Raw genomic sequence first — 12,579 nt, 5'->3', positions numbered from 1 at the left:
CCCGTCACACATTCATCACAACAAAGGAGACAGACATGAACCTTTCGCACAACTTCCCCCGCCGCCATGCGCTCGTGCTGGCCGCCTGCGCGCTGGCAGCCGCCGCCGCACCGGCGCTGGCACAGGACTATCCGTCCAAGCCCATCACCTTCGTCGTGCCGTTTGCGGCCGGCAGCGCCACCGACCAGCTGGCACGGGCGCTGGGCCAGGCCGTGACCACGGCGACCAAGCAGGCCGTGGTGGTCGAGAACAAGGGAGGCGCCAGCGGCATGATCGCGGCCCAGCAGGTGGCGCGCTCGGCGGCCGATGGCTACACGGTGCTGATCACCACCAACACCACGCATGCGGCCAACCAGCATCTGTACAAGAAGCTGCCCTATGACGCGGTCAAGGACTTCGCGCCCGTGGCCGGGCTGGGCAAGGGCGGCCAGGTGCTGGTGGTGCGCGCCGATGCGCCGTACAGGAACGTGGGCGACCTGCTGGCGGCGGCGAAGAAGCAGCCGGGCAAGCTGTCGTTCGGCAGCGGCAGCTCCTCCAGCCGCGTGGCCGGTGAAATGCTCAAGCAGCTGGCCGGCGTGGACCTGATGCACGTGCCCTACAAGAGCAATCCGCTGGCCATCACCGACCTGCTGGGCGGCCAGATCGACCTCATGATCACCGACACCTCCACCGGCGTGCCCCAGGTCAAGTCGGGCAAGCTGCGCGCCCTGGGCTACTCCACCACCAAACGCAGCCCGCAGCTGCCCGAGGTGCCCACGCTGGAGGAAGCCGGCGTCAAGGGCTACGACATGGGCTACTGGTTCGCGGCCTACGCGCCCGCTGGCACGCCCGAGGCCGTGGTGGCCCGGCTCAACCGCCTTCTGTCCGACGCCGTGCACAGCGCGGGCGCCAAGTCCTTCTTCGAGATGTCCGGCTCCGAGGGCTGGACCGCCACGCCCCAGGAGCTGGCCGCCTTCCAGGCGGGCGAGACCCAGAAGTGGGGCCAGGTGATCAAGGCCGCCGGCATCCTGCCCGAGTAGGCCGTTCCCCGCTCTCCCGTTCCCTTTTTTTCCGAACCGTCCTAGGCCGCCGCAATGCACGGCGGCCAGGGCGGAGCCTTGCCTGTGCCATGACCCCAAGGAGACAACATGCACATCAGATCCACCCATCCACTGGCCCTTGCCCTGGCCGCATCCGGCCTGCTGACCGCCTGCGGCGGCAGTGACTCGCCCGCCGGCTCGCAGGCGCCGCGCATGCAACTGAGCATCAGCGCCACCGAGGACTTTGCCGGCAGCTACGGCAGTGTCGGCGCCTACGAGAAAGTGACCGGCGTGCTGCGCGGCGAGCTGGACCCGGCCGACCCGAAGAACGCCGTGATCCAGGACCTGGCGCTGGCGCCCGTCAATGCGCGCGGCATGGTCGAGTACAGCACCGACTTCGTCATGCTCAAGCCCAAGGACATGTCCAAGGCCAGCGGCGTGCTGCGCTATGACGCGCCCAACCGCGGCAACATCCTGACCATGCCCAACCCCACGGCCACGCCCGGCGATGCGGTCTACCTGGAGCGCGGCTATGTGCTGCTGTACTCGGCCTGGCAGGGCGACGTGCCCAAGTCCACGCCCGCGCGCCTGACGGTCACCGTGCCCGTGGCCCGCAACAAGGACGGCAGCAGCATCACGGGCAGCTACCGCACCGAGCTGGTCCCGGCCGCCGCCGTGCCCTCCATGACCCTGCCCGGCGGCGTGTTCAACGGGACCATGATCCCCTACGAGCCCGCCAGCCTGGAAAACACGCAGGCCGGCTACTCGCTCACGCGCCGCATCAACGAAGCCGATGCGCGCCAGACCGTGCCTGCGGGCGACTGGAAGTTCGCCAGCTGCGATGCCGCCGCCAATCCCTTCCCCGGCACGCCTGCGGCCACCAGCGTCTGCCTGAAGGGCGGGTTCGATCCGCAGTACCTCTACGAGCTGGTCTACGTGGCCAAGGACCCCAAGGTCATGGGCGTGGGCCTGGCCGCACTGCGCGATACGGTGAGCTTCTTCCGCGCCAAGTCGGCCGACGCCGACGGCAAGGCCAATCCGCTGGCCGGGCGCATTACGCACACCATCGGCCAGGGCACCTCGCAGTCGGGCAATGCCATGAAGACCTTCCTGCACCTGGGCTTCAACCAGGCGCTCGATGGCGGCAAGGTTTTCGACGGCATGTATGCCCACGTGGCCGCGCGCCAGACCAACATCAACACGCGCTTCGCCGTACCCGGCGGCGGGGGCGGCCTGCGCACCGACCACACGGCCTTCGGACAGACCGCGCCGCGTGGCCTGGACAAGGACTACAGCGACGAGGTCAGCGGCCGCCAGGGCGGCGTGATGAAGCGCTGCGAAGCCAGCAACACCTGCCCCAAGTTCTTCCTGGGCCTTTCGGGCACGGAGTTCTGGCAGCTGCAGGGCTCGCCCGTGCTGACCGATGCCAACGGCCTGCGCGACATCGCCCAGCCCGCCAATGCGCGCATCTACTACTACGCCAGCACCCAGCACGGCGGCGCAGGCGGCACGGCCAGCATCGGCTATGCGCCCACGCGCAATGTCTATCCGGCCGGCACCGTGGTGCAGTTCAACGACACGTTCCGCGCGCTGTTCATCGCGCTGGAGGACTGGGTGGTGCGCGGCACCGAGCCGCCGGCCAGCCAGGTGCCCAAGCTGGCCGACGGCACCCTGGTGCGGCCCGACAAGCTGGTCTTTCCCGCCATGAAGGGCCTGAGCTGGAGCGTGGGCGGCGTGCAGACCGCCATCCCCGAGTTCGGCTACCTGGCGCGCCACAACGGCTTTGCGCTGCTCGACTTCGGCCCGCAGTACGTGCCGCAGGACGAAAGCGGCATCGCCACGCTGCAGCCGCCGCGCGCCACGGGCAAGGACTACGCCATCCTCGTGCCCCAGGTCGATGCGGCCACCGGCCTCACGCGCGCCGGCATCCGCAGCGTGGAGGCGCGGGCACCGCTGGGGACCAGCATGGAGTTCAACTACGTGGCCACGCCGGGCATCGTGGACCTGTCCAACCTCACGGGCAGCTTCATCCCCTTCCACAAGACGCGCGCGGCGCGGCTGGCGGCCGGTGACGGGCGGCCTTCACTGGAGGAGCTGTATGTCGACCAGGCGGGCTACGTGAGCGCCGTCACGGCTGCGGCCCAGGACCTGGTGCGCCAGCGCCTGCTGCTGCAGCGCGACGCGGACGCGCAGATCACCGCCGCGCGTGCGGCGGCGGTGCTGCCTTGAGCCTGCGCTGAACGCCGCCCTCAGACGGCCTGGCCGCGAAAGCGCATGGCCGCCTGGCGCGAGACCTCGGCCAGCAGCTGCTCGCTGCGCTGGCGTTCGCGCAGCCAGCGGGCATCGTTGCTGCCGGCGGCCACGTCGCTGCGCAGCAGGTGCAGGGCGGGCGCGGCGCCATGGCGGGCCGCGTAGTCGGCCACGGCATCCATGGTCTTGAGGATGTGGTCGGCCAGCGGCATGTGCTCGCCCGTGGCCGGGTCCACGTACACGGCCTCCAGGCCGAAGCGGCAGGCCTGGAAGCGGTTGTAGGTGTAGACCAGGTAGTCGTCCTCCACGGGCGTGAAGGGCTGGGTGTCCATGAACCAGGCAGCCAGCGCCTGCACATAGCCGGACAGGGCGGCTGCGCGCTCGATGGTCAGCGGCGTGTCGAACACGCGGATCTCGATGGTGCCGAACTCGGGCTTGGGCCGGATGTCCCAGTAGAAGTCCTTCATGCTCTTGACCACGCCCGTGCGCGTCATCTTGTCGAAGTACTGCTCGAACTCGCTCCAGTGCAGCACGCAGGGCGCGCGGCCCGACAGCGGAAAGGCGAACACCGAGTTCAGCCGCGCCGAGTCGAAGGCCGTGTCGTGGCCCTGCACATAGGGGCTGGAGGCCGACAGCGCAATGAAGTGCGGGATGTAGCGCGACATGCGGTGCAGCATCAACAGTGCCGCGTCGGCGTCGGGGCAGCCGATGTGCACGTGCTGGCCGAAGATGGTGAACTGCTTGGACAGGTAGCCGTACAGCTGCGACAGCTCCTGGAAGCGCGGCTTGTCGTAGATGCGCCGCTCATGCCACTGCTGGAAGGGGTGGGTGCCGCCGCCCACCACGGCGATGTTGAGCTTGTCGGCGCTTTTGACCAGCGCATCGCGGATCTGGCTGAGCTGGCCCAGCACCTCCGAGGCCGAATGGCAGACGCTGGTGGAGATCTCGATCATGCTGTTCGTCATCTCGGGCACCACGCTGCCGGGCAGCGGGTTCTTGAGCATGAGGCGCAGCATGTCCTCGGCGTAGGGGGCCAGGTCGTAGTCGTGGGTGTTGACCAGCTGCAGTTCCAGCTCCACGCCCAGGGTCAGCGGTTCGGACGAGTTGAAGGCTTCAAGACTCACGTTCATCTCCTGCGGTATTCGTGCGGCTCAGCGGCTTCCAGGGACGGGAGCTTTCGCCGGAGCGGTAGATGGCCACGGTGGCGAGGGCGGCACCCAGCACCTCCATCACCAAAATGGTGGGCAGGGCCACGCCTGCGATCTGCGCGCCCAGCTCGGGCGCGGCGGCCACGAACTGCGATGCAATCAGCAGCGCCACCGATGACATGGGCGCCATCGCGCAGCCCACCCAGAAGGCCTGGCGCCAGTTGGCGCCCGTGCCCACATTGCCCACGGCCACGCCCAGGGTCTTGGCGACCAGGCGTGCCAGGATCACGGCGCCCACCACGCCGGCCACCGGCGCGCTCCAGTCGGCCTGCGCGGCCACGGTGGAGACCAGCACGAACATCAGCATGGTCAGCAGCGAGGCCGCCGTGCCCAGCTGGCGGGGCCAGGCCCAGGGGCGCGGGTTGAACTGCTTGAGCAGGATGCCGCCCAGCAGCGCCGCCAGCGGCGCCGAGCCGCCCAGGTAAGAGGCTACGGGCACGCTGGCCGAGATCAGGGTGAGAAAGAGGATGGAGGTGTTCTCGCTGGCCGGGCTCATGAAGCGCAGCGCCAGGCGCATCAGCACGGCCAGCACCAGGGCCACGGCCACCGAGACGCCCAGCACCACCAGCACCGGCATGATCGAGGCCACGAAGCCCGCCTTGGGCTGCGTCAGCATGCCCGCCTTGGCGCTGCCCAGGGCCAGCGCATACAGCGTGGACAGGGTGGCCAGCACCAGGCCGCGATCGGTCACGGCGCCTGCGGCACGCATGTCGGCCACCACGCGCGTCAGCACCAGGGGCGAGGCCGCCATGGCCACCAGGGCCAGCGGCCCGGCCACTTCGGGGGCCACGCCCAGCCAGCCCAGCACCAGGGAGACCAGCACATAGGTCAACGCGGATTCGGCCACGCTTTGCACCAGCACCATGGGGTTGTGGCGGAACCAGCGCAGCGTGATGCGCCCGCCGCATTCGAACAGCACGATGGCCACGCCCAGCTCCAGCAGGAACAATCCCGTGCCCTGCAGCGGCCAGGCGGTATTGGCGCCAAAGCCGATCAGCCCGGCAATGCCGCCCACCAGCGAATAGCCGACCACCTTGGGCAGGGCCGCATGGCGCTGGCAGGCGTAACCCACCATGGTGGCCACGGCCAGCAGCAGGGACCATTGCACCGTGGCCAACCCGGCCGATGGCCGCAGCCACGGTTCCCAGAAGCTCAGCATGTCATTCATAAGCGAGGTCCTTTGCGCGAGCCAGTGGCCCGCAAGCGAAGCTCCGCAGAGCCTTCCCTGCGGCGCGGGCAAGCCCGCGTCCCGTGCGCATGGCACGGGGACACTTCGTTGGCGATCCACTGGCGTGACTGCCGGGCTGCAAGGCCGGGCGGGCACGCCAGCACGTGGGTTCCGCGTGGTTCCCGAGGTCCCGCAGGCTCAGGGGCGGAAGAAACTCAGCGGCGCTGTGCGCAGACGGCGGCGGATGGCCGAATAGATGCGCGAGCGGTCGACTCCGCTGACATTGTGTGCCCTCATCGCAACGCGGAATGCCAGATAAAAGCTGACAGTGACATTCAACGCGCCATTGACCGGCAGTAGGGCAACCGCCCACCAGAACATGTCGGAGTGCAGCACCTGCCAGCCCAGGGCCGCCATGGAGGCACCGATCTGGCCTGCCGACAGCGTGACGTGGCGCACCTCCAGCCCCAGGCCGAAGAAGGCAGCGAACGCGGGCACCAGGCCCAGCATCATGCCCAGCGAGACGTTGGCGGCAAAGCCCGAAATGTTCTTGCGCCAGAAATGCGCCCAGCGGTCGGCGCGCTTGGCGCCCAGCCAGCGCGTGATGCCGGGGTTGTAGCGGATCACCGAGTCCAGCCGGCGCAGCACGAACCAGTTCTCGGCCCAGCCCGCGATCAGGCTGCTGGCGAACAGCAGCACGCCCGTGAAGGCCGCGAACAGCGGCGACATGCCCAGCAGACTCAGCGAGTCGAGCACGGCGATCGCATGCGGCCCGTCGATGGGCGTGTGGCCGAACAGCTGGGCATAGCCCAGCGACAGCAGCAGCACCATGGGCAGCACCACCAGCACGTTGCCCAGCACGGCCGCCACCTGCGAGCGCACCAGGTGGGCGACCTCGTCCACGAACTCTTCGATGGCCTCGCTGGCGCGCAGGTCCTTGAGCTTGGCGGCCATGGCCGGTGCCGTCATGGCCGGCTGCTTGGTCGCCACCGTGAAGTGCAGCAGCTGGATCAGCACAAAGCTGATGGAGTAGTTGATGCCCGCCGCCAGCCCGCCCCAGAACGCCGACAGCCCCAGCGCGTAGAGCGCGAACTTCAGCAGCGTGGTGAAGGCCATCACGAAGCCGCCGCCGGCGGCCTTGGTTGCCATGGACAGGTATTCGCGGCCGGTGCGGGTGATGTAGTGCTCGCCCGTCTCGGCGCTGCGCTCGGCCACCTTGGCCGCCAGCAGCGAGGTGTTGGTGGACAGCAGCGCGCGCAGGCTGCGCCGCTCTATGCCCACGGACACCAGGTTGGCCAGCAGGTCGGCCGTCTCGGTGGCGCGGTTGTCGGCCACCAGGCAGTCCAGCAGCCGCCTGACGCGCAGGATGCGCGCGCGCAGCTGGCGCAGGCGGAACACCAGGCCCACCGAAATCCCTTCAGACTCGAAATGGGTGTAGACCGATGTCACGGCCGCGCGGCAGGCATCCAGGCGCTCGCGCAGCCGGGCCTCGGCCGCATCGCGCCGGTCATTGGTGCGCAGCGCGTGCATCACCTCCACGCGCAGGCTCTCGGCGTCGTGGATCAGGGCGTGGAAGGGCTGGTCGTCGCGCGCCTGCTCGTCCATGCGCAGGCGCAGTTCGGGCGAAAAGCCCGTGGACAGGATCTGCCCCGTGCAATAGGTGATGGAGCCCAGCAGGCTGTTCTGCCAGAAGCTGCTGCCCTGGCCCTCGCTGCCATCGGTCAGCAGCAGCGCGATGCGTTCGAGCAGCGGCGCCTCCAGCGCGTGCAGCCAGCGCGCGTCGAATTCGTCGGGCATGGCCAGCATGAACAGCTCGGAGGCATCCACCGTCTCAGGCGTGCTGGGCAGCAGCTTGTAGCGTGCGCGCTCGGACAGCTCGCTGAACATGTTGGTGCGCGGCGCAAAGCCGAAATCGGCCAGCAGCGCCGTGATGTCCACGGTGTCGATGAAGCGCAGCCACCAGGCATGCAGGCGCTGGCGCACGGCCGGGTCGGCCTCCACGGCCTCCACCAGCAACTGCACACGCTGCACGGCGCCGTCCACCGATGGCTTGGGCGCGCGCACCCACTCCAGCAGGTGGATCAGCCAGATATGGCGGTGCGCGAGGTCGGCCTCGGGGTCGAGTGCGGCCAGAAGGCCGGGCAGGTCTTGGGTGATTCGCTTCATGTAGGGGTCTTGCGGCAGGGCGGAAGACTAGCGCCTCCCCCGAGGAACGCGCTCAGTGCAGCACGCGGTTGTCAGGGTCTGGAAAGCTGTCGCCGCCGGCACCGGATATCAGCTGGAATCGCGGAATGCTGCACTCGAAGACCTCGCCCTCGTGGCTGATGCACAGATAGCTGCCCTGCATGCTGCCGTTGGGCGTGCGCAGCTGGCAGCCGCTGGTGTACTCGAAGGTCTCGCCGGGCTGCAGCAGCGGCTGGCGGCCGATCACCCCCAGGCCCTTGACCTCTTCGACATGGCCCAGTTCGTTGGTGATGATCCAGTGGCGCGCGATCAACTGGCCCGGCACCTGGCCGGTATTGGTCACGGTGATCGTGTAGGAGAAGGCGTATACGCCCGCCGCTGGAGCGGATTGCTCTGGCAAAAAGGCGGGGCGGACCTGGACCTGGAACTCGTTCATGGGCATGGCGGCAATGGTAACTGCCCGCAATGTACCGGCTTGCGAACGTCCCCACGCGCCGCCGCCCATGGCTTTGTGCCGTCGCTGGTGCCGGCATGGGCTAGCTGCGACAATCGCAGGCCATGAGCCCCACCTACCGCATCGCCCCCTCCATCCTGTCTGCCGACTTCGCCCGTCTGGGTGACGAGGTCAAGAATGTGATCGCCTCCGGCGCCGACTGGATCCACTTCGACGTGATGGACAACCACTACGTGCCCAACCTCACGTTCGGTCCCATGATCTGCGAGGCCCTGAAGCCCCATGCGAAGACGCCCGACGGCCAGCCCGTGCCTATCGACGTGCACCTGATGGTCTCGCCCGTGGACGAACTGGCCACGGCCTTCGCCAAGGCCGGCGCCGACTACATCAGCTTCCACCCCGATGCCACGGCCCACGTGCACCGCAGCATCCAGAACATCCGCGCCCAGGGCGCCAAGCCCGGCCTGGTGTTCAACCCCGCCGCCCCGCTGGACGTGCTGGACTGGGTCATCGACGACATCGACCTCATCTTGCTGATGAGCGTGAACCCCGGCTTCGGCGGCCAGAGCTTCATCGACAGCACGCTGCGCAAGATCGAGGCCGCGCGCAAGCGCATCGAGGCCAGCGGCCGCGACATCCGCCTGGAAGTGGACGGCGGCATCAAGGAAACCAACATCCGCCGCGTGGCCGATGCCGGTGCCGACACCTTCGTGGCCGGCAGCGCCATCTTCGGCAAGCCTGACTACAAGGCCGTGATTGACGCCATGCGCGGCGCCCTGGCCGCCTGAGCTTCGGCCTGCCTCCAGCAACGAAAAGGGCCCGCGAATTGCGGGCCCTTTTTGTTGCCAACGGCGCTTTCAGCCGCCCAGCTCATGCTCTCCGGGCATGACGAAGATGCTCTTGCCCTGCGTGTCGAAACCGGGCGGCGCAAAGCGCGCCACCGGGACATGGTTGTGCTGGATGGAGCTGACCTTCCACGCGAATGTGCGGCCCTGGCTGGTGAAATTCACGGTTTCGCCGCAGGCGATATTGATGGGCGCTTTCTGCGATAGATCGACAGTACGGTAGACGCCCGCAGGCGCGGGCGATCCGTAATAGGATTTGCCGTTTGCAAAGCGTTCCGCATGGGCCGGCAATGCAGCCATGACGATTGCTGCGGTGCCCAATATGAATATGGATTTCATTGAATATGCCTCCGAAATAGGGCGGATACATGGGCGGATTCATGAAATCCGCCATGAACTGTATTCAGTCCATGGCGGAGACTGTAGAGTCATCGGCTTCTATATATCCGGGCAGCCGGATGACATTTCAGCCATATTGCCGCAAATGCGTGGAAATCTTCAGAAACTGTGGCGCATGCCGAGTTCAGCGCCTGTGGAGCTGCCGCCCGCAGCCAATCCGGTGGTGCCGCCATTGAGGCTGAAATTGGCCCCGCCCTTGTTGGTCACGCGTGCAAGGGTTCCGTACAGCGCCGTGCGCCGCGACAGGTTGTGCACATAGCCGATCGCATACCTGTTGGCATCGCTGCCATTGAAGGCCACCGGGCCACGGCGCGAATCGGTGCGCACATAGGAGGCGCGGATGTAGTTCGCCCCCACGGGCACGGTAAGGCCGACCTGCCAGCGGTCCTCGGAGCCCGCGATGCGGGTTCCATAGGTGCCATAGGGCAGGTCCTCGCGCTGGAAATACCCCATCAGCTTGGCAAAGCCGAAATCGTAGGAGGCGCCTGCGCCGTATTGCTTGAGCTTGGTGCCCGCAGCATTCACATCGGTCGAGCCATAGGTGAGCGCCAGGTTCAGAGGACCGTTGTCGTAGGTCAGGCGGCTGCCGAAATGGCGGCCGGCGCTGCTCACGGGGTCTTCGTCCAGGGCATACATCACTTCTGCCTGGAAACCGCTCCATTTGGGAGTGAAGTACTGGATGGCGTTGTCGCTGCGGTAGTAGTTCGAGAAGGTGCCGGGCAGGCGGCTGATGATGTTGGAGTTTGCCAGGCCGATCACGTTGAACGGGTCGAACTTGGTGGGATTTTGCGCGGCCGGCGTGAAATCGCGGCCCAGGCGCAGCTCGCCGAAGCCGCCCGCCAAGCTCACCGTGGAGCGGCGCTGGAAGAACTTGCCATTGGCGTTTGTCGTGCCGGTGTCGGCATAGAGGTCTGACTCCAGCCAGAACTCGGCTCTCAATCCGCCGCCCAGATCCTCGGTGCCGCGAAAGCCAAACCGGCCCGATGACAGCCCGCTGTTGTTCATGGTCATGTTGCTGGGCAGATCGCTGTTCTTCACGTAGCGCCCATTGACGTCAACGATGCCGAACAGGGTGATGGATGACTGCGCGCTGGCCGCCAGCGAAATGACGGGCAGTGCGGCCGCCAATATACGATTGAATTTCATGCCTGGTCCTTGTATTGAATGTGGATTCCATGCGCATCCATTTAAAAACGGATGCTGTTGTAAATACTAGAATTCACAGGCCGACACCAGGAGTCTTGAAAAGGAATCGATGGGGGGTGGCAAGCCAATCACAGGTTTTTTGGGCTCGACATGTTCCGTCCGGCCAACACCAATGGATTGCAATTCCATTCATGGCAGTTATCTTTCTTCAATATGTCTTGAATGTCACTTTTCTGTTGGGTAGATGGATTCTGGAGATTGATAGCATCCCGTGGGTTGAATCCGGTAAAGAAGAAAAAATCAATTCGTATCGGGTTGTTGATACGGCTGTGAGCGGGTATCGCAAGATAGGAGGGGACAGAAAAATGCGGCGCGAGGATGTCAAGCTGAGGATGCTGGCCAGGCGAGGGGACACGGGCGCCAGGCTTCAGCTCGGGGAGGCGTATCTGACCGGGGGCCCCGGCGTTTCCAGGAGCATCCCGGTGGGGTTGGAGTATCTGCAGGCCGCACTGCCTCAGGCCAGGCGCCAGGCCTCGGTCTGCATAGCCTTGCATCTGCCGCTCAGGGAGTTGCTGGAGCACGGGCTGCTGGAGACCCTGAGGATCGCGGCGGAGTATGAGGATGTCGGGCGCCAGAAGCTTGCCGCATGGCATCTCATCCGGGGAGAGCTCGATCTGGCGCTGGAGTGCCTTGGCAAGTGCAGCGCCGCCCTGCCAAGCCATCTGGCAAGCAGCGTGTCTGCGCACACATCCGGCGAGCTGCTGCAGGCGTTGCAGATCCTGCGCGCCATACAGCCGCTGGACATTGCCGAAGTCATGGCCTGCGAGGCCCGGCAGGCCATGGCCAAGGGCCAGTCGCACCGCGCCGTGCGGATGCTGGAGCTCCTGCGCGACCTGCCTCATGCCGCTCATGGTCCGGTCATGCAGCAGCTGATTGCCGACCTGGTCCACCAGGCGGAGGTGGCGGGCCATGGCCTGGGACGGCTGACCGTGGGCTGTATCGAAGCCAGCCTGGACCGATGCGCCGCCAATGGCGACGTGCGCGCCTGCCACGTGCTTGGACGGGCGCTTTCGGGGCTGCCCTGTGCACACCTGGCTCCCGAAAACCTCGTGAATGCGCAGAACCTGCGCAAGGCCGCAGCCCTGCTGCTGCGCGCTGCCGATGGCGGCATCGTCACCGCCTGGCTGCACCTGTTCCGCATCTGCTCCGACTACCGCAGCTCGGTGGCCAATCCCACCCTGGCACGCTTTTGCCTGGAGAAGGCGGCACGTCACGGGCTGCCCGAGGCCGAGCGCCGCCTGGGTGCACTGGTGCTGCGCGATGCCACGCACATCGAACCCATGGAACAGGGCGTGGCCCTGCTCCATGCTGCAGCGGCCAAGGGGGACGTGCTGGCCGGGCTGCTGCTGCGTTCCTTGCTGCTGCCCGTGGGCGGTGACAACGAGGAGGAGGCCCTTGCGGCCATCGAGGCCGTACAGCCAGATGCCCCGCTGCTGGCCATGCGCCTGCGCCTGGCGCGCGTGTTCGGGCTCACCAAGCTGGAGGCGCTGTCGGTCAATCCCTCGACCGCCATGCGTCCCTGGGGGCTGGTGGTGGGCCACAACCCCCTGGTGGCCAAGGCCCGGCTGTGCGAGCCCCGTGCCGTGCCCGCGACCACGCCCGATGCCCAGCGCTGCCTGGAGCAGGCCGCGTCCATGTTCTCGGCGCAGCACGGGGAATCCCTGGCGCCGGAAGGCTCGCTGAGGGCCCGATCCCTGCAGATGCGGCGGCTGTTTCACCGCCTGCAGATCAGTGAAACGGTCTTCTTCGCTTCTGCATCCTCACAGCAGCGCGATGCCATTCGCATTGGCACGAAATGGGCCAGGCGGCAGCAGCAGATCCTCCGCCAGGTGCTGGCCTGAGCCTC

The 12,579-nt window shown here is 67.0% G+C and carries 11 protein-coding genes; 4 read left to right on the top strand and 7 right to left on the bottom strand.

Annotated elements, in window-relative coordinates; genetic code table 11:
- The first annotated feature begins 35 nt into the window (after positions 1-35).
- Positions 36-1,019, top strand: coding sequence for a Bug family tripartite tricarboxylate transporter substrate binding protein (locus tag AC57B5_RS18495; RefSeq protein ID WP_496400083.1), 984 nt, complete (start codon positions 36-38; stop codon positions 1,017-1,019).
- A 108-nt stretch (positions 1,020-1,127) separates the two neighbouring features.
- The gene (locus AC57B5_RS18490) at positions 1,128-3,248 is read left to right on the top strand and encodes an alpha/beta hydrolase domain-containing protein (RefSeq protein WP_496400082.1); all 2,121 of its coding nucleotides are present in this window, start codon (positions 1,128-1,130) and stop codon (positions 3,246-3,248) included.
- 20 nt (positions 3,249-3,268) lie between these two features.
- Here the strand turns inward: AC57B5_RS18490 and AC57B5_RS18485 are convergent, their stop codons facing one another.
- From AC57B5_RS18485 to apaG, 4 genes are all read right to left on the bottom strand, one after another.
- On the bottom strand, positions 3,269-4,393 hold the full coding sequence (locus tag AC57B5_RS18485; protein WP_013804717.1) for a YbdK family carboxylate-amine ligase: 1,125 nt from the start codon (positions 4,391-4,393) through the stop codon (positions 3,269-3,271).
- Positions 4,383-5,645, bottom strand: a complete 1,263-nt coding sequence (locus AC57B5_RS18480; RefSeq protein WP_012202651.1) for a cation:proton antiporter — start codon at positions 5,643-5,645, stop codon at positions 4,383-4,385. Before AC57B5_RS18480 ends, AC57B5_RS18485 begins: the two co-directional genes overlap by 11 nt.
- A 198-nt stretch (positions 5,646-5,843) precedes the next feature.
- Entirely contained in the window at positions 5,844-7,811 is a 1,968-nt protein-coding gene (gene tlpB, locus AC57B5_RS18475) for a transporter-like protein TlpB (RefSeq protein ID WP_496400081.1), read from the bottom strand.
- Positions 7,812-7,863: 52 nt separating this feature from the next.
- Positions 7,864-8,271, bottom strand: coding sequence for a Co2+/Mg2+ efflux facilitator ApaG/CorD (gene apaG / locus AC57B5_RS18470; RefSeq protein ID WP_034389582.1), 408 nt, complete (start codon positions 8,269-8,271; stop codon positions 7,864-7,866).
- 116 nt (positions 8,272-8,387) lie between these two features.
- Here apaG and rpe point away from each other — a divergent pair, with 116 nt between their 5' ends.
- Entirely contained in the window at positions 8,388-9,071 is a 684-nt protein-coding gene (rpe, locus tag AC57B5_RS18465) for a ribulose-phosphate 3-epimerase (RefSeq protein WP_012202654.1), read from the top strand.
- A 69-nt stretch (positions 9,072-9,140) separates the two neighbouring features.
- Here the strand turns inward: rpe and AC57B5_RS18460 are convergent, their stop codons facing one another.
- The 3 genes from AC57B5_RS18460 to AC57B5_RS18450 form a co-directional block, all read right to left on the bottom strand.
- Positions 9,141-9,428: a CzcE family metal-binding protein gene (locus AC57B5_RS18460; protein ID WP_224986389.1), complete on the bottom strand. Its 288-nt coding sequence runs from the start codon at positions 9,426-9,428 to the stop codon at positions 9,141-9,143.
- 198 nt (positions 9,429-9,626) lie between these two features.
- Positions 9,627-10,673: a porin gene (locus tag AC57B5_RS18455; protein ID WP_013804713.1), complete on the bottom strand. Its 1,047-nt coding sequence runs from the start codon at positions 10,671-10,673 to the stop codon at positions 9,627-9,629.
- A 128-nt stretch (positions 10,674-10,801) separates the two neighbouring features.
- Positions 10,802-11,395 (bottom strand): hypothetical protein, encoded by a 594-nt coding sequence (locus AC57B5_RS18450; protein ID WP_496400080.1) that lies wholly within the window; start codon positions 11,393-11,395, stop codon positions 10,802-10,804.
- A 12-nt stretch (positions 11,396-11,407) separates the two neighbouring features.
- Here AC57B5_RS18450 and AC57B5_RS18445 point away from each other — a divergent pair, with 12 nt between their 5' ends.
- A complete protein-coding gene (locus tag AC57B5_RS18445; protein ID WP_496400079.1) occupies positions 11,408-12,574 on the top strand; it encodes a hypothetical protein in 1,167 nt (388 codons plus the stop codon).
- Positions 12,575-12,579: the final 5 nt, after the last annotated feature.

The organism is Delftia sp. BGA-UO-ETr-SB1 (genome assembly GCF_059567865.1).
Note: the sequence above shows the minus strand (reverse complement) of the source record. Positions and strands in the feature narration are given on the sequence as shown.

What these genes read in the sequence shown, in the direction of transcription:
- apaG (WP_034389582.1), bottom strand. Translation starts at nt 8,271, where the DNA reads ATGCCCATGAACGAGTTCCAGGTCCAGGTCCGCCCCGCCTTTTTGCCA.
- AC57B5_RS18460 (WP_224986389.1), bottom strand. Translation starts at nt 9,428, where the DNA reads ATGGCTGCATTGCCGGCCCATGCGGAACGCTTTGCAAACGGCAAATCC.
- tlpB (WP_496400081.1), bottom strand. Translation starts at nt 7,811, where the DNA reads ATGAAGCGAATCACCCAAGACCTGCCCGGCCTTCTGGCCGCACTCGAC.
- AC57B5_RS18490 (WP_496400082.1), top strand. Translation starts at nt 1,128, where the DNA reads ATGCACATCAGATCCACCCATCCACTGGCCCTTGCCCTGGCCGCATCC.
- rpe (WP_012202654.1), top strand. Translation starts at nt 8,388, where the DNA reads ATGAGCCCCACCTACCGCATCGCCCCCTCCATCCTGTCTGCCGACTTC.
- AC57B5_RS18455 (WP_013804713.1), bottom strand. Translation starts at nt 10,673, where the DNA reads ATGAAATTCAATCGTATATTGGCGGCCGCACTGCCCGTCATTTCGCTG.
- AC57B5_RS18480 (WP_012202651.1), bottom strand. Translation starts at nt 5,645, where the DNA reads ATGAATGACATGCTGAGCTTCTGGGAACCGTGGCTGCGGCCATCGGCC.
- AC57B5_RS18495 (WP_496400083.1), top strand. Translation starts at nt 36, where the DNA reads ATGAACCTTTCGCACAACTTCCCCCGCCGCCATGCGCTCGTGCTGGCC.
- AC57B5_RS18450 (WP_496400080.1), bottom strand. Translation starts at nt 11,395, where the DNA reads ATGGCTTGGCAGGGCGGCGCTGCACTTGCCAAGGCACTCCAGCGCCAG.